Origin of the sequence: Rhizobium ruizarguesonis, from assembly GCF_017357285.1 — a bacterium.
In the GTDB taxonomy this organism is placed as follows: Bacteria; Pseudomonadota; Alphaproteobacteria; order Rhizobiales; family Rhizobiaceae; genus Rhizobium; species Rhizobium ruizarguesonis.
The window spans coordinates 4,210,891-4,229,188 of record NZ_CP071678.1 but is presented as its reverse complement, the minus strand read 5'-3'; the positions used below and the strand labels follow the sequence as shown (position 1 = coordinate 4,229,188).

General features: G+C 62.4%; 19 protein-coding genes. 6 read left to right on the top strand and 13 right to left on the bottom strand.

All coding sequences use genetic code 11. The features are described 5' to 3' along the window. The first annotated feature begins 10 nt into the window (after positions 1–10). On the top strand, positions 11–1,108 hold the full coding sequence (locus J3P73_RS20800; protein WP_130692692.1) for a protein-glutamate methylesterase/protein-glutamine glutaminase: 1,098 nt from the start codon (positions 11–13) through the stop codon (positions 1,106–1,108). An 82-nt stretch (positions 1,109–1,190) separates the two neighbouring features. On the opposite strand, the gene J3P73_RS20795 is transcribed toward J3P73_RS20800, so the two are convergent. Both J3P73_RS20795 and J3P73_RS20790 read right to left on the bottom strand, forming a co-directional pair. Next, positions 1,191–1,931, bottom strand: coding sequence for a 3-oxoacyl-ACP reductase family protein (locus tag J3P73_RS20795; RefSeq protein ID WP_130662190.1), 741 nt, complete (start codon positions 1,929–1,931; stop codon positions 1,191–1,193). 74 nt (positions 1,932–2,005) lie between these two features. Next, complete coding sequence (locus J3P73_RS20790) at positions 2,006–2,584, bottom strand: TetR/AcrR family transcriptional regulator (protein WP_018072870.1); 579 nt, start codon at positions 2,582–2,584, stop codon at positions 2,006–2,008. 218 nt (positions 2,585–2,802) lie between these two features. Here J3P73_RS20790 and J3P73_RS20785 point away from each other — a divergent pair, with 218 nt between their 5' ends. From J3P73_RS20785 to J3P73_RS20775, 3 genes are all read left to right on the top strand, one after another. After that, positions 2,803–3,603, top strand: a complete 801-nt coding sequence (locus J3P73_RS20785) for an inositol monophosphatase family protein (RefSeq protein ID WP_130692690.1) — start codon at positions 2,803–2,805, stop codon at positions 3,601–3,603. Between the two features lie 111 nt (positions 3,604–3,714). Further along, positions 3,715–4,821 (top strand): MotA/TolQ/ExbB proton channel family protein, encoded by a 1,107-nt coding sequence (locus J3P73_RS20780; RefSeq protein ID WP_130692688.1) that lies wholly within the window; start codon positions 3,715–3,717, stop codon positions 4,819–4,821. Between the two features lie 3 nt (positions 4,822–4,824). Further along, entirely contained in the window at positions 4,825–5,856 is a 1,032-nt protein-coding gene (locus tag J3P73_RS20775; protein WP_018072873.1) for a peptidoglycan -binding protein, read from the top strand. A 110-nt stretch (positions 5,857–5,966) separates the two neighbouring features. On the opposite strand, the gene J3P73_RS20770 is transcribed toward J3P73_RS20775, so the two are convergent. The 5 genes from J3P73_RS20770 to J3P73_RS20750 form a co-directional block, all read right to left on the bottom strand. Beyond that, the gene (locus J3P73_RS20770) at positions 5,967–7,205 is read right to left on the bottom strand and encodes an RNA polymerase sigma factor (protein WP_130675740.1); all 1,239 of its coding nucleotides are present in this window, start codon (positions 7,203–7,205) and stop codon (positions 5,967–5,969) included. A 7-nt stretch (positions 7,206–7,212) separates the two neighbouring features. Beyond that, positions 7,213–7,551: a YciI family protein gene (locus tag J3P73_RS20765; RefSeq protein ID WP_024323253.1), complete on the bottom strand. Its 339-nt coding sequence runs from the start codon at positions 7,549–7,551 to the stop codon at positions 7,213–7,215. A 271-nt stretch (positions 7,552–7,822) separates the two neighbouring features. Then, entirely contained in the window at positions 7,823–8,011 is a 189-nt protein-coding gene (locus J3P73_RS20760) for a YegP family protein (RefSeq protein ID WP_017968150.1), read from the bottom strand. A 174-nt stretch (positions 8,012–8,185) separates the two neighbouring features. Further along, positions 8,186–9,175 (bottom strand): Bug family tripartite tricarboxylate transporter substrate binding protein, encoded by a 990-nt coding sequence (locus J3P73_RS20755; RefSeq protein ID WP_130656190.1) that lies wholly within the window; start codon positions 9,173–9,175, stop codon positions 8,186–8,188. 143 nt (positions 9,176–9,318) lie between these two features. Beyond that, positions 9,319–11,121, bottom strand: coding sequence for an ABC transporter transmembrane domain-containing protein (locus J3P73_RS20750; protein WP_024323252.1), 1,803 nt, complete (start codon positions 11,119–11,121; stop codon positions 9,319–9,321). Positions 11,122–11,314: 193 nt separating this feature from the next. Between J3P73_RS20750 and rpmE the strand changes: the two genes are divergently transcribed. Then, positions 11,315–11,536, top strand: a complete 222-nt coding sequence (gene rpmE, locus J3P73_RS20745) for a 50S ribosomal protein L31 (protein ID WP_003542805.1) — start codon at positions 11,315–11,317, stop codon at positions 11,534–11,536. Between the two features lie 152 nt (positions 11,537–11,688). Here the strand turns inward: rpmE and rcdA are convergent, their stop codons facing one another. The 3 genes from rcdA to J3P73_RS20730 form a co-directional block, all read right to left on the bottom strand. Further along, positions 11,689–12,204 (bottom strand): protease adaptor protein RcdA, encoded by a 516-nt coding sequence (gene rcdA, locus J3P73_RS20740; protein ID WP_003542804.1) that lies wholly within the window; start codon positions 12,202–12,204, stop codon positions 11,689–11,691. 390 nt (positions 12,205–12,594) lie between these two features. Next, positions 12,595–12,786, bottom strand: a complete 192-nt coding sequence (locus tag J3P73_RS20735) for a DUF1192 domain-containing protein (protein ID WP_130665072.1) — start codon at positions 12,784–12,786, stop codon at positions 12,595–12,597. Between the two features lie 192 nt (positions 12,787–12,978). Beyond that, positions 12,979–14,277: an MFS transporter gene (locus J3P73_RS20730; RefSeq protein WP_130665071.1), complete on the bottom strand. Its 1,299-nt coding sequence runs from the start codon at positions 14,275–14,277 to the stop codon at positions 12,979–12,981. A gap of 172 nt (positions 14,278–14,449) precedes the next feature. Between J3P73_RS20730 and J3P73_RS20725 the strand changes: the two genes are divergently transcribed. Continuing rightward, complete coding sequence (locus J3P73_RS20725; protein ID WP_018072880.1) at positions 14,450–14,614, top strand: hypothetical protein; 165 nt, start codon at positions 14,450–14,452, stop codon at positions 14,612–14,614. Positions 14,615–14,660: 46 nt separating this feature from the next. On the opposite strand, the gene J3P73_RS20720 is transcribed toward J3P73_RS20725, so the two are convergent. The 3 genes from J3P73_RS20720 to J3P73_RS20710 form a co-directional block, all read right to left on the bottom strand. Further along, complete coding sequence (locus J3P73_RS20720; protein ID WP_130656188.1) at positions 14,661–15,584, bottom strand: PhzF family phenazine biosynthesis protein; 924 nt, start codon at positions 15,582–15,584, stop codon at positions 14,661–14,663. Between the two features lie 150 nt (positions 15,585–15,734). Beyond that, complete coding sequence (locus J3P73_RS20715; protein WP_130689747.1) at positions 15,735–16,760, bottom strand: class I fructose-bisphosphate aldolase; 1,026 nt, start codon at positions 16,758–16,760, stop codon at positions 15,735–15,737. A 324-nt stretch (positions 16,761–17,084) separates the two neighbouring features. Further along, positions 17,085–18,290, bottom strand: coding sequence for a phosphoglycerate kinase (locus J3P73_RS20710; RefSeq protein ID WP_024323247.1), 1,206 nt, complete (start codon positions 18,288–18,290; stop codon positions 17,085–17,087). Positions 18,291–18,298 lie beyond the last annotated feature (8 nt).

Genomic DNA, 18,298 nt, shown 5'->3' with positions numbered 1-18,298 from the left:
AGGGGCATTCATGGCTAAGAAAATCCGCGTTCTCATCATCGACGATTCCGCCAGCGTCCGCCAGACGCTGGCCCATGTGCTGGAGCAGGATCCCGATATCGAGATCATGGCGGTCGCATCCGACCCCTTCATGGCGGCGCGGAAGCTGCAGGAGGAGATCCCCGATGTCATCACGCTCGACGTGGAGATGCCGCGCATGGATGGCATTACCTTCCTGCGCAAGCTGATGGCGCAGCGGCCGATCCCTGTCGTGATGTGCTCGTCGCTGACGGAAGCGGGTTCGGAGACCCTGATCCAGGCGCTGGAGGCCGGTGCCGTCGACGTCATTCTGAAATCGAAGATCGGGGCCGCCGACAGCCTTGCCGATGATGCGATGCGTATTCGCGAAGTCGTCAAAAGCGCCTCGCATGCACGGCTTTCCAATGTCCGCCGCGCCGCCGGAACCATCCGTTCCGCTTCAGCGGAGGGGCCGGCCAAGAAACTGACGGCGGATGTGATGCTGCCGCCACCGACGGGGCGAGCCATGGCGAAGACGACGGAGATGGTCGTGTGCGTCGGCGCCTCCACCGGCGGCACCGAAGCACTGCGCGAGTTCCTGGAGGAGCTGCCGGCCAATGCGCCTGGCATGGTGATCGTCCAGCATATGCCTGAGAAATTCACCGCCGCCTTCGCCAAGCGGCTGAACGGGCTCTGCGAGGTCGAGGTCAAGGAAGCCGTCGATGGCGATCCGGTGCTGCGCGGCCATGTGCTGATCGCGCCAGGCGACAAGCACATGCTGCTCGAGCGCCAGGGTGCGCGCTACTATGTGAGCGTGAAGACCGGGCCGCTGGTGTCGCGACACCGGCCTTCCGTCGACGTGCTCTTCCGCTCGGCGGCGCGCTCGGCCGGCTCGAACGCCATGGGCATCATCATGACCGGCATGGGCGACGACGGTGCGCGCGGCATGCTGGAAATGCACGAGGCCGGCGCCTATACGGTGGCGCAGGACGAGGCGAGTTCCGTTGTTTTCGGCATGCCGAAGGAGGCGATCGCCAAAGGCGGCGTCGACCGGATCCTGCCGCTCGATCAGATCGCTCGTGAAGTGCTGATGACGCAACAGAAGTTCTAGGACCTCTTTAAACAGCCAGACCGAAGCCGGCGGTATCGCAGGATGCCGCCGGTTTTTGGTTGTAGCCCTGCAGGCTCTCTATTCAGGCGAGGTAACCGCCGTCGATCGTCAGGCTGGCGCCGGTGACGAAAGCGGCCTCGGCACTGGCGAGATAGGCGGCGAGGCCGGCAATCTCGCGGTCCTCACCCAAACGGCCAAGCGCCATCAGCGGCTTGAGGCGCTCATGATCGTCCTCATTGGGGTTCATGTCGGTCGCCGTCGGGCCGGGCTGGATGTTGTTGACGGTGATGCCGCGTGGGCCGAGATCGCGGGCGAGGCCGCGGGTCATCGAGGCGATCGCGCCCTTCGTCATACTATAGACCGCGGAGGTCGGAAAGCCGCTGCGATCGGCGGTGACGCTGCCGATGGTGATGACGCGGCCGCCTTCCTTCATGTGTCTTGCCGCTGCCTGGATGCCGACGAAGGCAGCGCGGACGTTGACGGCGAACATCCGGTCGAAATCTTCGAGCGAATAGTCGTCGAGCGGGTTGAGGATGAGAATGCCGGCATTGCTGACGAGAATGTCGAGACCGCCAAAATGCCCGGCTGTCAACGCGATGGCATCCTGTACGGCCTTCGCATCGGCGCTGTCGGCCCGGATTGCCAGCGCCCTGCCGCCAGCAGCCTCCAGCTCGGCGACGATCGCCTTCGCCTTGTGCTCCGAGCTGGAATAGGTGAAGGCGACGGCGGCGCCGTCAGCGGCGAGCCTGCGGACGATGGCGGCACCGATGCCGCGCGAGCCGCCGGTGACGAGGGCGATCTTGGTGGAAAGGGGTTGAGACATTTATGCTTCCTTTGTTTTTGGATTGATCAGTCTAGAATTGTCCATGGAAAGGCCGGTTCGGAGTTATCCCTTCGTCAGCGGAGGCTTCTGATTGCCATGCGTGCGATACCGCGGAGCGTCTCGGGTGGGGCGCCGTTTCGGGCGCTAACTTTCATGCCCGACAAAGCAGCGCCGAGAAACGGGATGGCGTCGGCGATATCGATATCTGTTGCGAGTTCTCCGGTCCTGCGAGCCTCAGCGAGAAGGCTCTCGATCGCCGCGTGAAGCGCGTGGCCGGCGCTGTCGGCAAGGGCTGCGATTTCGGCATCGGTGCGGCCGAATTCACAGATGGCGCTGACACCGAGGCAGCAGCGCCGTGCCTCGGCAGCGGGACGCGAGGCGAAGGCGACGAGAGCGCCTTCCAGAGCCTCGATCGGCCGGTCTTCGCGGCGAAGATCAGCGATGATCTTGTCGATGCTCTCCACATTGTAGCGCTTCAGCGCTTCCAGATAGAGGCCGCGCTTGTCGCCGAAGGTATCGTACATGCTTTGCCGGCTGATCTTCATCGCCGTCAGCAATTCCTCGGTCGAAGTGCCCTCATAGCCGTGCTCGGAAAATACGCCGATGGCGGCATGAAGGGCGGTGTCGCGATCGAATTCCTTGTGTCGTGCCATGACCAGGCTTCTACTCTTATTGGACTGATCTGTCCAGAATAAAATTAGTGGCTTCCGGCATCGCAGGGCAGCCATGCGCGCCTCCCCTTGAAATTTCCCTGATTTTGTGGTCTTGAGGCCGCCAATCTTCGCAGCGCTGCCTGTCATGCATGTTCAGGGACACTTCCCGCCCCTGGCAGCGCGCGCGCCCCGTATCAGTCCCAAGGAAAAATGCGCCGATGGCCCGTTCAGCTCTTCTCAATGTCATGGTTCAGGCTGCCCTCAAGGCAGGAAAATCGCTGGGACGTGATTTCGGCGAAGTGCAGAACCTGCAGGTTTCCGTGAAAGGACCGGGCGATTTCGTTTCCACCGCCGACCGCAAGGCCGAAAAGATCGTCAGGGAAGAGCTGCTCAAGGCGCGTCCGACCTATGGCTTCCTCGGCGAGGAAAGCGAGGAAATCAAGGGCACCGACGGCGCACATCGCTGGATCGTCGACCCGCTCGACGGCACGACGAACTTTTTGCACGGCATCCCGGCCTTTGCTGTCTCGATCGCGCTCGAACGCAACGGCGAGATCGTTGCCGCCGTCGTCTTCAATCCGGCGACCGACGAGCTCTATACCGCCGAGCGCGGTGGCGGTGCCTTCCTTAATGACCGACGCCTGCGCGTCGCCGCGCGCCGGGCGCTGTCGGATTGCGTCATCGGCTGTGGCGTGCCGGCGCTCGGCAAGCGCAATCACGGCAAGTTCCTGATCGAGCTTCGCCACGTGATGGGCGAAGTGGCGGGCATCCGTCGCCTGGGCTCGCCGACCCTCGATCTTGCCTATGTCGCTGCTGGGCGGTTCGACGGTTTCTGGGAAGCGGAGCTTGCGCCGTGGGATATGGCAGCCGGCATCCTGCTCATCCGCGAAGCCGGCGGTTTCGCCACCGACTGGGACGGTGGCGCAACGATGCTGGAAAGCGGCGCGATCGTCGCCGGCAACGAGATCATCCACAAGGCGTTGATCGAAGTCGTCAAGCGGCCGGTTCCCGCCAAGTGACCGAACGAAAATCTGGCTGTTGTAAAGTCACGGTTTTCGCCCCGGCATACTTCAATTCGGCACAATGTTGCTCTAGTCTCCGCCAGCAATGACTCCGGAGGCAGCGACCCTATGGAAAATGTGAATGTGGCGGAGATCGGCTCCACCGAAAAGACGGCTGGCACCCATGCCAACAGGCTTTCGAGCCCCATGCCCTTCCTCTGGACGATGCTGCTTTTCCTCGTCATCGTCGGTTTTATCGCCGCTATCCTCTTCCGCCAGACGCAGACCGCCTTCATGCACAATCCGGGCCTGAACGGCCTGATCGTCGGCGTTCTCGCGGTCGGAATCATCCTTGTTTTCAACCATGTACTGGCGCTTCGCCCCGAGGTGCGCTGGTTTAATTCGTTCCGCGCCGCCGGCAGCGTCGACAAGGTCAACCGCAATCCGCGGCTGCTTGCGCCAATGCGGGCGCTGCTCGGCAGCCGCAAGTCCGCAGTGTCTCTGTCGACGACGGCGCTGCGCTCGATCCTCGATTCGATTGCCAGCCGCCTCGACGAATCGCGCGACGTTTCACGCTACCTGATCGGCCTCTTGGTCTTCCTCGGCCTGCTCGGCACCTTCTGGGGCCTCATCGGCACGATTGGTTCGATCAGCATTGTCATCCAGTCGCTCGATGCCGGTTCGAACGGCACCGGGGACGTGCTCTCGGCGCTGAAGGAAGGGCTTTCCACGCCGCTTTCGGGCATGGGCCAGGCCTTCTCCTCCTCGCTGCTCGGCCTTTCCGGTTCGCTCATTCTCGGCTTCCTCGACCTGCAGGCCGGCCGCGCGCAAAACCGCTTCTATATGGAGCTGGAAAACTGGCTCTCCTCGGTCACGGATGTCGGCTCCGATCATCTTGCCCCGGCTCTCGACGCCGTTTCCGGCGCTTCCTCGGACGACATGCGCGCGCTCTCCGATTATCTGCGCAAGGTCTCGGAAGAGGGTGGTGCCGGCAGCCAGCGCTCCGTCGCCGCCATGGCGAGCCTTGCCGAAGGCATTCAAGGTCTCGTCAAGAACATGCGCAACGAGCAGCAGATGCTGCGCGACTGGATCGAGGCACAGCAGGACGAGGCGAAGGCGATGCGCCGGACGCTTGACCGGCTTGCCGAACGCATCGGCGTGCAGGAGCGCGCAGGCGAGAGGGGCGAGCGTTTGCGCGACCGCGCCAGCCAGGCAGAAAAGAGCGAGGGCAAGTAAGCCATGGCTTTAGCCCGCAACCGGCGCCGCGAACGCACGGTCGATTATTGGCCGGGCTTCGTCGACGCGCTGTCGACGCTGCTCATCTCCATCATGTTCCTGCTGACGGTCTTCGTCGTTGGGCAGTTCATCCTCAGCCGTGAGATCACCGGACGCGATGAGGTGCTCAATCGTCTTAACAGCCAGATCAACGAGCTGACGCAGCTTCTTGCGCTGGAAAAGGGCAGCAACCAGGATCTACAGGATTCGGTCGCCAATCTGCAGGCCTCGCTTGCCAGCGCCGAAGGCGACCGTTCGCGGCTGCAGGCGCTACTGAATGCCGGTTCCGGCGGTCAAGATGCGGCGCAGAAGCGGATCGGCTCGATGACGCAGGAGCTTGACGAGCAGAAGCAGGTGAGCGAACGGGCGCTCAGCCAGGTCGAACTGCTGAACCAGCAGATCTCAGCACTTCGCAGCCAGATCGCCGCCGTCGAAGCAGCCCTTCAGGCGTCGGAGGAGAAAGACCGGGTCTCGCAGACCAAGATCGCCGATCTCGGCAGCCGCCTCAACGTGGCGCTCGCCGCACGCGTGCAGGAGCTGAACCGCTACCGTTCCGACTTCTTCGGCCGGCTGCGCGAGATTCTCTCGGACCGCGAAAATATCCGCATCGTCGGCGACCGGTTCGTCTTCCAGTCGGAAGTGCTGTTTCCTTCGGGCGGTGCCGATCTCAACCCCGACGGGCAGACCGAGATGGCAAAGCTTGCCGCAGCCCTTCTCGATCTCGCCAAGGAAATCCCGCCGGAGATCAACTGGGTGCTGCGCGTCGACGGTCATACCGATAACGTGCCGCTCGCCGGAACGGGCCGCTATCGCGACAATTGGGAGCTCTCCTCGGCGCGCGCGATTTCGGTCGTCAAGTTCCTGATCGCACAGGGCGTGCCGGCCGACAGGCTGGTTGCCGCCGGCTTCGGCGAGTTCCAACCGATCGCGCCGGGCGATACGCCGGATGCGCGCTCTACCAACCGCCGCATCGAGCTGAAGCTGACCGAGAAGTGATTACAGCGCCGCGCGTCTTTGAAGACGCGCAAAGGACGCTGTAACACTTTGAATTGCTGCATAATTCCCTAAATCGATTCCGATTTGGGGAATTATGCGGTGGCCTGACATTACCGCTGCACGCCCCTTAACCGGCCGGCGAGAAAGTCGCGCACGGCAAGGCTGTCGCTGAGGCCGATCGCTGTCATATAGGCGTCGGCTGCGGCGGCACTGTCGCCGGCCTGCGCCTGAAGATAGGCACGCACGGCCCAGTAAGGCTGATAGGCTGCGACGTCGCGCCGATCGAGCTTGTCAAGCTGCTCCAGCCCGGCAGCGGCGCTCGAGGCCCTGCCGATTACCGCAGCCTGGCTGACGCGTGCACCCAGCGTCGGCTTCATCATCACCAGCGCCGCGTAGAGCGTCGTCAGCGCCTGCCAGTCAGTCGTTCCTGACAGCCGGCGCGCCGCATGCACGGACTGGATCGCCGCCTGGCACTGGAAGGGGCCGAAACGGTCGAAGCTTCCGGCTTTGCGCAGCAGCGCATCCGCCTCGGCAATCATGATCGCGTTCCACGCGGCTGTATCCTGCTCGTCCAGCGGCACATATCGGCCGCTGCTGTCGCGCCGGGCGCTGCGGCGGGCTTCGCAGTGAAGCATCAAGGAGAGCAGCCCGACCGCTTCCGGCTCGTCCGGCAGCACTGCCAGAAGCGCACGGCCGAGCCAGATCGCCTCGCCAGCCAGCGAATGGCGTTCGTTCTCCCCGTCGAGCCCGTCCCATCCGAGACCGTAGGCGGCGTAGATCGCCGAAAGCACGGCGGCGAGCCGCCCGGGCAAGGCGGGGCGAGGCGGGACGGCGAAGGGAATGCCGGCATCGCGGATCTTTACCTTGGCCCGCACCAGCCGCTGGCTCATTGCCTCTGGTGCGACGACGAAGGTCCGCGCGATGGTCTTTGCCTCGATGCCGAGAACGGTCTGCAGCATCAGCGCCGTATGCACGGAGCTGTCGATGGCGGGATGGGTGCAGGCGAAGAGCAGCTTCAGCCGCTCATCGGGAAAGACGGCATTGCCGGCCTCGTTCATGCGTTCCTCCGCCTCCTCGAAGGCGACCGATATCGTCGTTTGCGCATTGGCCTCGACGGTGCGGTGGCGGGCGGCCTGCATGAGGTTGCGGCGGGCGGCCACCAGCAGCCAGGCTTCCGGATTGCCGGGAACGCCGCGCTCCGGCCAGACGCGAAGCGCCGAAGCCAGCGCTTCCGACAATGCATCCTCTGCCGCCGGCACGTCGCGCGAGCGGGCGGCGAGGAAGGCGATCAGCTTGCCGTAGGACTGACGCGCCACCTTTTCGGCAGCGCGTCCGGCATCGGGCGGCATTGCCGCCTCACATCTGCAAGCGCGGGCGTACTTCGACCGAGCCCTTGTCGGAGATCGGGACGCGGGTCGCCCATTCGAGCGCGGTATCGATATCGGGAACATCGATCAGATAGAAGCCGCCGAGCTGTTCCTTGCCTTCCGGATAAGGCCCGTCCTGAACATCGTGTTCCTCGCCTTTGCGGCGCACGATCGTGCCGGTCTCCGGGCCGGTCAGCCCGGCGCCACCGGTCATGATCCCCGCCTGAGCAAGCGCCTGGCTGTAGGCGACCCAGCCGTCGCGATAGACGGGATCGCCGCGGCGGGCGAAATCTTCGGCGGCTTCGCGAATAATGAGAGCATATTGCATGGAGAACTCCTGATCTCGTTGTTGCGTTGATCCGGGCGTGCCGATTTCGGGGACCGATATCCCGAAAACCGTGACGCCCGGCGGAGCGGCGGGGCCGTTCCGAAACAATGAGGCGCGGCCACCGGTCGTTTCGACATGGCCTTCAAAAAAATATGCGAAAAAGAAAAATGGCGCCGAAAATCGCAAGCAAGCGAGCCGGGCTCAAGGGCACCGGCGCTGCTCAAGGGCGCGAAAGGGCAGGGCGGCAATCACGCCGCCGCTGCCGGTCTGCTCAGGACTCGGCCTTCGTCTGGTCGACGACCTCGGCGCTTGGCGTGTTCTTCTTGATGGATTCGATGGCACTCATGGCGGACGCCTTCGCCTTGTAGCCCTCGGACGAGAACATGGCCTCCCCGTTCGATGCCTTGAAGCGGAAGCGGAACTCGCCGGCCTTATCCTTATAGACTTCGAATTTATACATAGATGTCTCCCGAAATCCCAAAACGCTGAATTGCAATTATCAGCTTAGGGGAAGCTAGATCAAAATGGCGAGCTTTTCCACTGCCTTAATCAGGATTGGATTGCCTAGCGTCCAATTGCCGCCGTTTCCATTGGACGCAAGTGAAGGAGGGATGCCGGTACATGCTCTTTCACATTACTCCATCTGGATATTCGCGCCCTTGACGACCGGCCCCCATTTGGCGAGCTCGGCCTTTACATGAGCAGCCAGTTCCTCCGGCGTCGAGCCGACGATGGTGGCGCTGAATTCCTTCATGCGTTCAGCGACGGCAGGGTCGGCAAGCGCCTTTTTAGCCGAGGCGTTGAGACGCATCACCACCTCGTTCGGCGTCTTGGCCGGGGCGAAAAGCGCGTTCCAGGTATAAGTCTCGTAACCTGGAATGCCCGACTCGGCGACAGTCGGCACGTCGGGGAAGGAGGGTGCACGCTCGGCCGTGGTCACCGCCAGCGCCCGCAGGGTGCCGGCCTTGATGTGGCTCGACGAGGAGGGCAGGTTGTCGAACATAATCGGCACCTGGTTGCCGATGACGTCGTTCAATGCCGGACCGGCGCCCTTATAGGGTATGTGCTGCATGCTGACGCCGGCCATGGATTTGAAAAGCTCTCCGGAAAGATGCAGCGGCGTGCCGTTGCCCGATGAGGCGTAGCTGTATTTGTCGGGCTCGGCCTTCAGCAGCGCGATCAGCTCCTGCACGGTCTTTGCCGGCAGCTCCGGATTGACGACCAGCACGTTCGGCACGACGACGAGCAGCGAGATCGGCGCAAAATCCTTTTCGGCGTCATAGGGCGTCGATTTCAGGATGAGCGGATTGAGGGCGTGGGTCGCGACCGTGCCCATCAGGATGGTGTAGCCGTCCGGTTCGGCGCGGGCGACGTTACCGGCGCCGAGATTACCGCCGGCCCCGGCGACGTTCTGGACGATCACTTGCTGGCCGAGATCCTCCGACATCTTCTGCGCAACGATGCGAGCGACGACATCGGTCGAGCCGCCGGCCGCGAAGGGCACGACCATGGTGATCGCGCGATCGGGAAAATCCGCAGCAGCGGCAGACGCACCGACGGCAAAGGCAAGCACACCGAAACCGAGCGCAAAGCCCGTACGTCGCGTTATATCGGAAAGCGCCATTCCTATCTCCTCCCAAGGATTTCAGCCGCAATATCCCCACCCCGGGGAATGAAGAGGTTAGGGCGGGACGCGCGAAAGACAACCGCAGGAAGGCACGGTGGCGGTCAGACTTTAGTCGCTGTTGGCCGGAGAAGTGGCGCAGGCTATTTCGCCGCGGCGAGCACATCCTCATTCGCGGCGTCGAATTGCAGCCGCGCCAGCCGCGCATAGATGCCGCCGTGGCGGATCAGGCTCTGATGCGTGCCCTCCTCGACGACGCGGCCCTGGTCCATGACGAGGATGCGGTCGGCCTTCAGCACGGTGGCCAGGCGATGAGCGATGACGAGTGTCGTGCGGCCGTCCACCAGGCCGTCGAGCGCCTTCTGCACCAGCGTCTCGCTTTCTGCGTCAAGCGCGGAGGTTGCCTCGTCGAGCAGCAGCACGGGCGCGTTCTTCAAGATGGCACGGGCAATGGCGATGCGCTGGCGCTGGCCGCCGGAGAGCATGATGCCGCGTTCGCCGACCTCGGTCTCGTAGCCTCTGTCCAGCCGAGCGATGAATTCGTCGGCCTGCGCGGCAAGGGCTGCGGCGCGGACCTCGTCTCGCGAGGCGCCGGGACGGCCGAAGGCGATGTTGTCATGGATCGAGGCGGCAAAGATGGTGACATCCTGCGGCACGATGGCGATGCGCTGGCGCAGCTCGTCGGGCGTCGTCAGCTGCGCATCGACACCGTCGATCTTCACGCTGCCCTGCTGCGGATCGTAGAAGCGCAGTAGCAGCGAAAAGACGGTGCTCTTGCCGGCACCGGAAGGGCCGACAATGGCGACCGTTTCACCGGGCGTGATGGCGAAGCTCAGCCCATGGAGGGCCGATTTGCCTGGGCGCGCGGGATAGGCGAAATGCACACCGGAAAATTCGACGCGGCCACGGCCGGGCGAAGGAAGAGCCTGCGGGCTGGCGGGGGCGGCGATCGGCGAGACTTCGTCAAGCAATTCGGTCAGCCGGTCGGCAGCACCGGCTGCCTGCGAGAGTTCGCCCCAGACCTCCGAGAGAGCACCCAGCGACCCGGCGGAGATGACGGCATAGAGCAGGAACTGGCCGAGCGTGCCGGCCGAAAGCGTGCCGGCGAGCACGCTGTGGGCGCCGACCCAGAGAACGGCGACGACGCTGCCGAAGATCAGCGTGATGGCGATCCCTGTCAGCAACGCGCGCGAGCGGATGGCGGCGCGGGCGGCCTCGTAGGCGGATTCGACGGCGGTGCCGTAACGCATCGCTGCGGCATCTTCGCCGTTGAAAGCCTGGACGGTGCGGGTCGCGGCGATCGTCTCGTTGGCGAAGGCGGAGGCATCGGCGAGCGTATCCTGGGCGGCGCGCGAACGTTTGCGCACCGAGCGGCCGAAGGCGACGAGCGGGAAGACAATCAGCGGGATCGCTCCGATGACGAGGCTCGAAAGCTTCGGCGAGGTGACGATCATCATGCCCATGGCGCCGATACAGAGGATGAGGTTCCTGAGCGCTACAGAGGCAGTGGCGCCGACGGCGGACTTGATCTGCGTGGTATCGGCGGTCAGGCGCGAGACGATCTCGCCGGACTGGTTGACATCGAAGAAGGAGGGCGACAGCCTCGTCACATGTGAAAAGACATCGCGGCGAAGATCGGCGACGATGCGCTCGCCGATGGTGATGACGAAATAATAGCGCAGCGCACTTGCGACCGCGAGCACGATGGCCATGACCATCAGCATGGCGAAGTAGCTGTTGATAAAACGACCGTCTGACTGGGTGAAGCCGTGATCGATCATGCGACGCACGGCGAGCGGCAGCGCCAGCGAAGTGACGGCGGCAAGCGCCAGCGACATCAGCGCACCGGCCACCATGGCGCGATAACGCATGACGTAGGGCGTCAGCCTGCCGAGCGGCTGTAGCGACCGCCGTTTGTTTTCCTCAGCCCGTGCCTGCTCTGCCAAATCGTCTCCGATCGCCCGCAGGACCCGCGCAATGCGGCCTGTAGGCTCTTGTTATCTAGGCGTCCTTCATGTATAGGCACCGCATCCTAATGGGAAGCCGTAGCCATCACGACTGCGGCTTCATTTATTCAATCGGTTCGGTGGCTGCAACTGCATGCGGCAAATTGAACTCCGGTATCGCAGGAAGATTGTTATGAAGGCAGGCATCCATCCCGAATATCACATGATCAAGGTGGTCATGACCGATGGCACCGAATACGAAACCCGCTCGACCTGGGGTTCGGAGGGCGCTGTCATGAACCTTGAAATCGATTCCAAGTCGCATCCGGCCTGGACCGGCGGCAACCAGCAGCTCATGGACCGCGGTGGCCGCGTCTCCAAGTTCAACAAGCGTTTCGGCGGCCTCGGCCTCTAATCGTTTTTGCTCGACGGAATTCGAAGAGAGCCCGGTTTTGCCGGGCTTTTTTGCGTTTGCAAGGGTTCGGGAATACCAGTGTTCAGCAGCAAACAAAAAACCGGCTGCGTAAGACGCAGCCGGTCCGTATCGAAGAAGTCTCGCAGATCCGGTCAGTTGTTGCCGAAGGCGGTCTGCAGCAGGGAAAGCTGAGCCTGGACGCTGTTCTGATTATCATGAACGATCACGGCTTCGGACGGGCGGTAGATCTCGCGGTCGAGCAGGGCAATGCGGTTCTGCAGACGCAGCGAGCGCTCGACGAGGTCGCGGAAGGATTCCGGCAGGTCGCCCCAGCCAGGCGCGGCGCGGTCGACGTTGAAGCCGTCGAGACGGACCTTGTTCTTTTCGGCCAGTACCTGGTCGCGGGACATTTCGCCATTGTTGACGGCGCGCTGCAGCAGCAGCCAAGAGGCCATCTGCATGAGGCGGGTGGTGAGACGCATCGATTCCGCGGCGTAAAGGACCGAGGCCATCCGCGGCAGAACCTTGGAGGCGGCGCGGCCCTGGCCGTCGAGGTAGGCGGCAGTCTCTTCGACCAGCGACATGCCTTCCGCGTAAAGTGCCTTGAACTGCGAGGATGCAGCGGCGCGGCCTGCAAAACTGATCGTGTTCAATCCAACTTCCGACATCGCAATAGTCCCTGTTTGCACGCAGCTACATATATTCAGGTAACGCCGGCACCGACGGAAAAGTTTCCGGGCCCCGTCTTTATGACTTTAAGATGGTATCATTAGCCCAAATGCGCAAGCCGTTTCTTAAGAAAGGGTTAATCTCCACAGTTTCGTGGAAGTGCGCCGGCCATAGGAAAAAGAAGAGCCGCAAACGCGGCTCTCAAGGTAAAACAGGGAGAAAAATCAGACCAATTCACCGCTTGGAAAACTGTCTGAGATCCAGAGAAAATCCGGATGAATATAGTAATACCTTATAAAGCTTAATATTTTATTAACATTGTGCTGAATTAAGACTTGAGGCGGTCTGTTTTATCCACCTATAGCCTTGTTTTTCGGGGTTTTAGCGGATTACGAGCGGAAGAAGCTTTCCGCCGCCTGCCGCCCGGAGGCCTTGCGAGTGGCCTCGGCCTCGAGACGGGCGATCTCCGTCTTCAGCAATTCCACCCGCGCTTTCAACTCGTCGACCGAAAGCATGGAGAGATCGGCACCGATCTCGTGGCCGACTTTCTTCTGCGGCCGGTCGTCATCGATGAAGCTCATGGTTCGTCCTCCGTTTGCTGCCTATAGCTTTTCACGCAAGTGCGGACGCAAAACCGCTGCGCAGTTTTGCCGGAATTGCTCCAGAACATGATGCCGAAAAGTGTGAGCGGTTTTCGGACGACATCATGCTCTCACTATATAATGTAGAACAGGATTCACATTTTAGGCCGACCCGGCCTAAATCATCCTTTTCTAGCCGAACTTTACAGCAGGATCGTCGCTTTCGGGAGACTTTCCGGTTTCGGGAGGTTTGCTGGTGCCGCGGTCGGCAAGCGACATGCTTTGCGGTGTCAGCATCGGCGAGGTGCCGGTCGGGATCGTCGTGTAGGCGTCGCGGTCGCTGGCGGGGATCGCAGCGCGGATGCGGCTTCGGATGATGGCGTAAACGGTGATCATCACATGGGCGATGGCGGTGACGAGGAAAAGCGCATGTGGAGTGATCGCCGACATGACGGGACCGCTGATCGTCGGGCCGATCACCGTGCCGATGCCGTAGAGCAGCAGCAGGCCGCCGGAGACCTTGACGAAGTCCTCCGACGCCGCGAAGTCGTTCGCGTGGGCGACGGCGATCGGATAGAGCGTATTCGCCACCGCGCCGTAAAGGACAACGAGCCCGATCAGAAAGGCGGGGGACGTGGGGTGAAGCAGAAAGATCAGCAGGCCGGCAAGGGCGGCGATCCCTGACATGGCGGCAAGCACGTAGCGCCGGTCGATGCGATCGGAAAGCCGGCCGGCCGGCAGCTGCATTACGGCGCCGGCGAAGATGGTGGCGCTCATCATGACGGCGATGCTGGTGTCGGAGAGGCCGGCGCCGGCGCCGAAAACGGCGCCGAGCGTGCCGTAGGCACCGTTGGCGATACCGACGAGCAGGATGCCGAGGCAGGAGACCGGCGAGTTGCGATAGAGCGCCGGCAGGTCAAGGCGCACTGCCTTCAGCGGCTGCGGCGAAGCGGCGGTCGACAGCGTCGTCGGCAGCATGGCGATGCAATAGAAGATGCCGCAGATCATGAACAGCACCGGCGTGCGCACATCCTCGAGCGGGATCATCATCTGGCCGCCGACGACACCGAGCAGCGTGATGCCGATATAGAGCGAGAAGATCGCGCCGCGGCTCTCGTTGCTGGCGCGCTCGTTCAGCCAGCTTTCGATGATCATCGACGTGCCGGCGGTGGAGAAGCCAGTGACGGCGCGCAGGACCACCCACCAGACCGGATGAATGATGATGCCGCTGACCAGCGCGATGATGGCGATGATCGAGATGAAGCCTGAAAAGGCACGCACATGGCCGACGCGGCGCACGATCTTCGGCGCAACCAGGCAGCCGATGACGAAGCCGCCGGCCCATGAGGTGCCGAGCAGACCGAGCGTCGTCGTTGCGTAGCCTTCGAGATTGCCGCGCACAGGAAGCAGGATGCCCTGCAGGCCGTTGCCCATGAAAAGGAAGAGCGTGCCAAAGAGCAGCGCGGCGACGGATAGAAGGTTTCTTTTCATTTCCCCAGACTCGGTCTCAGCGATTTGCAATGGACATAAGGCAAGACCTGCGTCAGCCCAGTCTCAAGATGATTGATTGTGCCCCGGAATGTCTTTACGGCGTGTGGAGATCCTGTGTTCGCGCGGAAAAATGTCCGTCCTGTGACATTCCGAAAAACGGAAAAAATAAAGCATGACAAAGCTGATAGCCTTGCTGCTCATCCTTGCCATGGCGATACAGGTGATCAAGCCGCTCGGGCTTCCCGGCCTCAGGCGGCGGATGGATTTCTGGAAGCTCGCGCTGATCGCTTTCGGCGTCTGGGCATTGGCTCTGCTTTCGCGCGATTTCCTGATGTAACCCTGAATTACATATGACCCAGGGGCTACCACCCGACCTGCGACCGTCAGTCCCGCAAGCTAATTTCTCCGCGCATGACGGAAACGCAGCTTCCCGAGATGACGACATCGGTGACGATGCCGTTGAACTTCACGACATCAAGGGTGATGACGCTGCGGCGGCCCATTTCGACGCCCTGTTCAATGGTGATGCGGACGTTCATATCAGTCTCCGGCGCCAGCGAGACGAGATAGGCGCCGAGCGCGGCTGAAGCGCTGCCGGTTGCCGGATCTTCGGGCACATTGTCGAGCGGCGCGAACATGCGGGCGCGGATATTCCATGGATTTTCGGCTGCCCTCACATAGACGAAGAGCGAGAAGTCGTGGCCGCTGGTCGTCTGGCGACCGGCAGCTGCCTGGAACCCGGCAAGGTTGGGGCGCGCCGCGGCCAGCGCTTCGAGCCCGTTCAGTTCTGCGACGGCGAAGGTCAGGCCGACCGAGGCAAAGACCGGGGCATGGGTGGTGCTGACGATGACGCCGGGGTCGAGCGAGACGCAGCCGGCGACGGTTTCCGCGGCAATGGTATCGCCGACCGCCAGCGGCTGCGGCGCGCGGATGGCGGCAGCAGCAACCTTTCCGCCGCTGCGTTTCAGGCTGACCTCAACGATGCCGGCCTTTTCCTCGAAGCGCAGCGTATCGCCGACCGGCTTGCCGAAGATCTCCGCCTGCTGGCCGAGCACATAGGCCGTGCCGACGTTCGGATGGCCGGCGAAGGGTATTTCCATCGTCGGGGTGAAGATGCGCACGCGGGCGGAATTCTGAGCGTCTTCCGGCGGCAGCACGAAGGTGACTTCGGAATAGTTGAACTCGGTGGCGATCTTTTGCATCGCCGCATCGCTCAGACCGCGCGCATCGGAAATGACGGCAAGCGGATTGCCCTCGAAGCGGGTGGAGGTGAAGACATCGACGGTGACATAGGAGAGGGTGTTCATGGCGGCTCCTGTTGTGACAGGGCGCTATGAGTAATCACGGTTTTTCGCGGAACGAAGCGGTTTCTTGTCGCCGTGACAATGAGAGGATAGGGAAGGGCTGAGGGCAGGAAGCTGCGTTTGCCGCTCCCTGCCTATCTCGAACGTGAAAAGTCACGCGGCCTTTTCCAGGTCCTTCTTCCAGTTGCCCTTGGCGGCGAGGCTGTTCATCTCGGCGCGGTGGGTGAATTCGCGCTGGCCGGCGGCGACATTTTCCTGCTTGCCGTTCCAGGCCTTGAGCGAGCTGTCCTGCAGGGCGCGACCGTAGGAGAAGGTGACGAACCAGGGCAGGTGGCCGATGGCATTGATCGCCGAAAGGTGGGCTGTCGCTTCTTCGGTCGTCTGGCCGCCGGAGAGGAAGGCAATGCCGGGAACGGCAGGCGGAACGGTCGCCTTCAGCACCTTGACGGTGCATTCGGCAACTTCCGCGACCGAGGCCTTGCGGGCGTTCCTGCCGTCGATCACCATGTTCGGCTTCAGGATCATGCCTTCGAGATTGACGCGGGCGTCGGCGAGTTCCTCGAAGACGATGCGCAGCGTGAACTCGGTCACTTCGGCGCAGCGGTCGATATTGTGGTCGCCCGGTTTGCCGTCCATCAGGCATTCCGGCTCGACGATCGGAACGATCCCGGCCTCCTGGCAGAGTGCGGCATAACGAGCAAGCGCCTGAGCGTTGGCGCGGACGGAACCGCGGGTCGGCAAGGTCGGCGAGATGGCGATGACGCCGCGCCACTTGGCGAAACGGGCGCCGGCTTCATAATATCTGGCAAGGCGCTCGCCGAGGCCATCGAGGCCTTCGGTGATGGTTTCAGCGGGATATTTGGCCATCGGCTTGGCGCCGGTGTCGACCTTGATGCCTGGAATGGCGCCGGCTGCGCGGATGATATCGACGAACGGCGTGCCGTCCGCAGCCTTCTGGAACAGCGTCTCTTCGAAGAGGATGACGCCGGAGATATATTTCTTCATCGCCTCGTCGGAGCGGAAGAGCATTTCGCGGTAGTCGCGCCGGCTCGTTTCGGTCGATTCGAGATTGATCGCGTCGAAACGCTTCTTGATGGTGGAGGTCGATTCATCGGCGGCGAGCAGTCCCCGGCCGCCCGTAACCATCTGCATTGCAATGTCTTCCAGTCGTTCGCTCATTTCGTTCTCTCCACAACAATAAACATCGGCACTTCAGGAATATAGAACGCGGATAACAGAAGTTTATAGGGAGGAAAATGGAGGGCTAAGTCATTGAAACGATTGAATTCAATTCAATCGTTTGAAAGTTGGGATTTTTTTCGCCCTCTGAGCAAAAGACCGCGGAAGCTTCTTTTCTTCCGCGGTCTATCCACATGTAAAAACTGCGAAATCAGTCTTACCGGTTACCTACAGCGCCGCGCGTCTTTTCAGACGCGCAAAGGACGCTGTAGCACTTTGACTGGCTGCATCATTATGACCTTAAATCGGTTCTGATTTAAGAAATTATGCAGCAGCGGCGTTGAGGACGGCGACGCCGGGAAGCTCCTTGCCCTCCATCCATTCGAGGAAGGCACCGCCGGCGGTCGAGACATAGGTGAAATCGTCGGCAACGCCGGCATGGTTGAGCGCCGAGACGGTATCGCCGCCGCCGGCAACGGAGGTGAGCTTGCCGGCCGCAGTGCGCCCAGCGGCATATTTCGCAGCAGCGACGGTTGCAGCATCGAAGGGTTCGATCTCGAAGGCACCGAGCGGGCCGTTCCAGACCAGGGTTGCGGCGCGCTCGATCCAGGCGTTGATGGCCTCGACGGATTTCGGGCCGACATCGAGCACCATGGCATCGGCGGGAATGGCGTTGATATCGATTGTCTCGTTGGCGGCGCCGGCCTTGAACTCGCGGGCGATCACGCCATCCTCCGGCAGGATGATGGCGCAGCCGGCGGTGGCCGCCTCGATCATGATCTGCTTGGCGGTTTCGGCGAGATCATGTTCGCAGAGCGACTTGCCGACATTGGTGCCGCGGGCGGCGATGAAGGTATTGGCCATGCCGCCGCCGATGACGAGCGCATCGACCTTCTTCACGAGATTCATCAACAGGTCGATCTTGGTGGAGACCTTGGCGCCGCCGACGATCGCGACGACAGGGCGCGCCGGATCGCCGAGGCCCTTTTCCAGCGCCTCCAGCTCGGCCTGCATGGTGCGGCCGGCATAGGCCGGCAGGTGGTGGGCAAGGCCTTCGGTCGAGGCATGGGCGCGGTGGGCGGCCGAGAAGGCATCGTTGACATAGATATCGCCGTTGGCGGCAAGCGCCTTGGTGAAGTCGGGGTCGTTCTTTTCCTCGCCCTTGTGGAAACGGGTGTTTTCCAGAAGCAGGATATCGCCGTCATTCATCGCGGCGACGGCGGAGGCGGCGGCCTCGCCGATGCAGTCGGACGCCGTCAGCACGGCATGATCAAGCACTTCCTCGACGGAAGGGGCGATCAGCGACAGCGACAGATCCGGCGAAGGACCATCCTTCGGCCGGCCAAAATGAGCCAGAAGGATCACCTTGGCGCCCTTCTCGGACAGTTCGAGGATCGTCGGCGCCACACGCTCGATGCGCGTCGTATCGGTGACCTTGCCGTCTTTCACCGGGACGTTGAGGTCGACGCGGACGAGAACGCGCTTGCCGCTGAGGTCGGAAAGATCGTCGAGGGTCTTGAAGGAAGGCATGGGGAGGA

Coding starts and splice junctions, on each gene's coding strand:
- J3P73_RS20800 (WP_130692692.1), top strand. CDS start 11: ATGGCTAAGAAAATCCGCGTTCTCATCATCGACGATTCCGCCAGCGTC.
- J3P73_RS20795 (WP_130662190.1), bottom strand. CDS start 1,931: ATGTCTCAACCCCTTTCCACCAAGATCGCCCTCGTCACCGGCGGCTCG.
- J3P73_RS20790 (WP_018072870.1), bottom strand. CDS start 2,584: ATGGCACGACACAAGGAATTCGATCGCGACACCGCCCTTCATGCCGCC.
- J3P73_RS20785 (WP_130692690.1), top strand. CDS start 2,803: ATGGCCCGTTCAGCTCTTCTCAATGTCATGGTTCAGGCTGCCCTCAAG.
- J3P73_RS20780 (WP_130692688.1), top strand. CDS start 3,715: ATGGAAAATGTGAATGTGGCGGAGATCGGCTCCACCGAAAAGACGGCT.
- J3P73_RS20775 (WP_018072873.1), top strand. CDS start 4,825: ATGGCTTTAGCCCGCAACCGGCGCCGCGAACGCACGGTCGATTATTGG.
- J3P73_RS20770 (WP_130675740.1), bottom strand. CDS start 7,205: ATGCCGCCCGATGCCGGACGCGCTGCCGAAAAGGTGGCGCGTCAGTCC.
- J3P73_RS20765 (WP_024323253.1), bottom strand. CDS start 7,551: ATGCAATATGCTCTCATTATTCGCGAAGCCGCCGAAGATTTCGCCCGC.
- J3P73_RS20760 (WP_017968150.1), bottom strand. CDS start 8,011: ATGTATAAATTCGAAGTCTATAAGGATAAGGCCGGCGAGTTCCGCTTC.
- J3P73_RS20755 (WP_130656190.1), bottom strand. CDS start 9,175: ATGGCGCTTTCCGATATAACGCGACGTACGGGCTTTGCGCTCGGTTTC.
- rpmE (WP_003542805.1), top strand. CDS start 11,315: ATGAAGGCAGGCATCCATCCCGAATATCACATGATCAAGGTGGTCATG.
- rcdA (WP_003542804.1), bottom strand. CDS start 12,204: ATGTCGGAAGTTGGATTGAACACGATCAGTTTTGCAGGCCGCGCCGCT.
- J3P73_RS20735 (WP_130665072.1), bottom strand. CDS start 12,786: ATGAGCTTCATCGATGACGACCGGCCGCAGAAGAAAGTCGGCCACGAG.
- J3P73_RS20730 (WP_130665071.1), bottom strand. CDS start 14,277: ATGAAAAGAAACCTTCTATCCGTCGCCGCGCTGCTCTTTGGCACGCTC.
- J3P73_RS20725 (WP_018072880.1), top strand. CDS start 14,450: ATGACAAAGCTGATAGCCTTGCTGCTCATCCTTGCCATGGCGATACAG.
- J3P73_RS20720 (WP_130656188.1), bottom strand. CDS start 15,584: ATGAACACCCTCTCCTATGTCACCGTCGATGTCTTCACCTCCACCCGC.
- J3P73_RS20715 (WP_130689747.1), bottom strand. CDS start 16,760: ATGAGCGAACGACTGGAAGACATTGCAATGCAGATGGTTACGGGCGGC.
- J3P73_RS20710 (WP_024323247.1), bottom strand. CDS start 18,290: ATGCCTTCCTTCAAGACCCTCGACGATCTTTCCGACCTCAGCGGCAAG.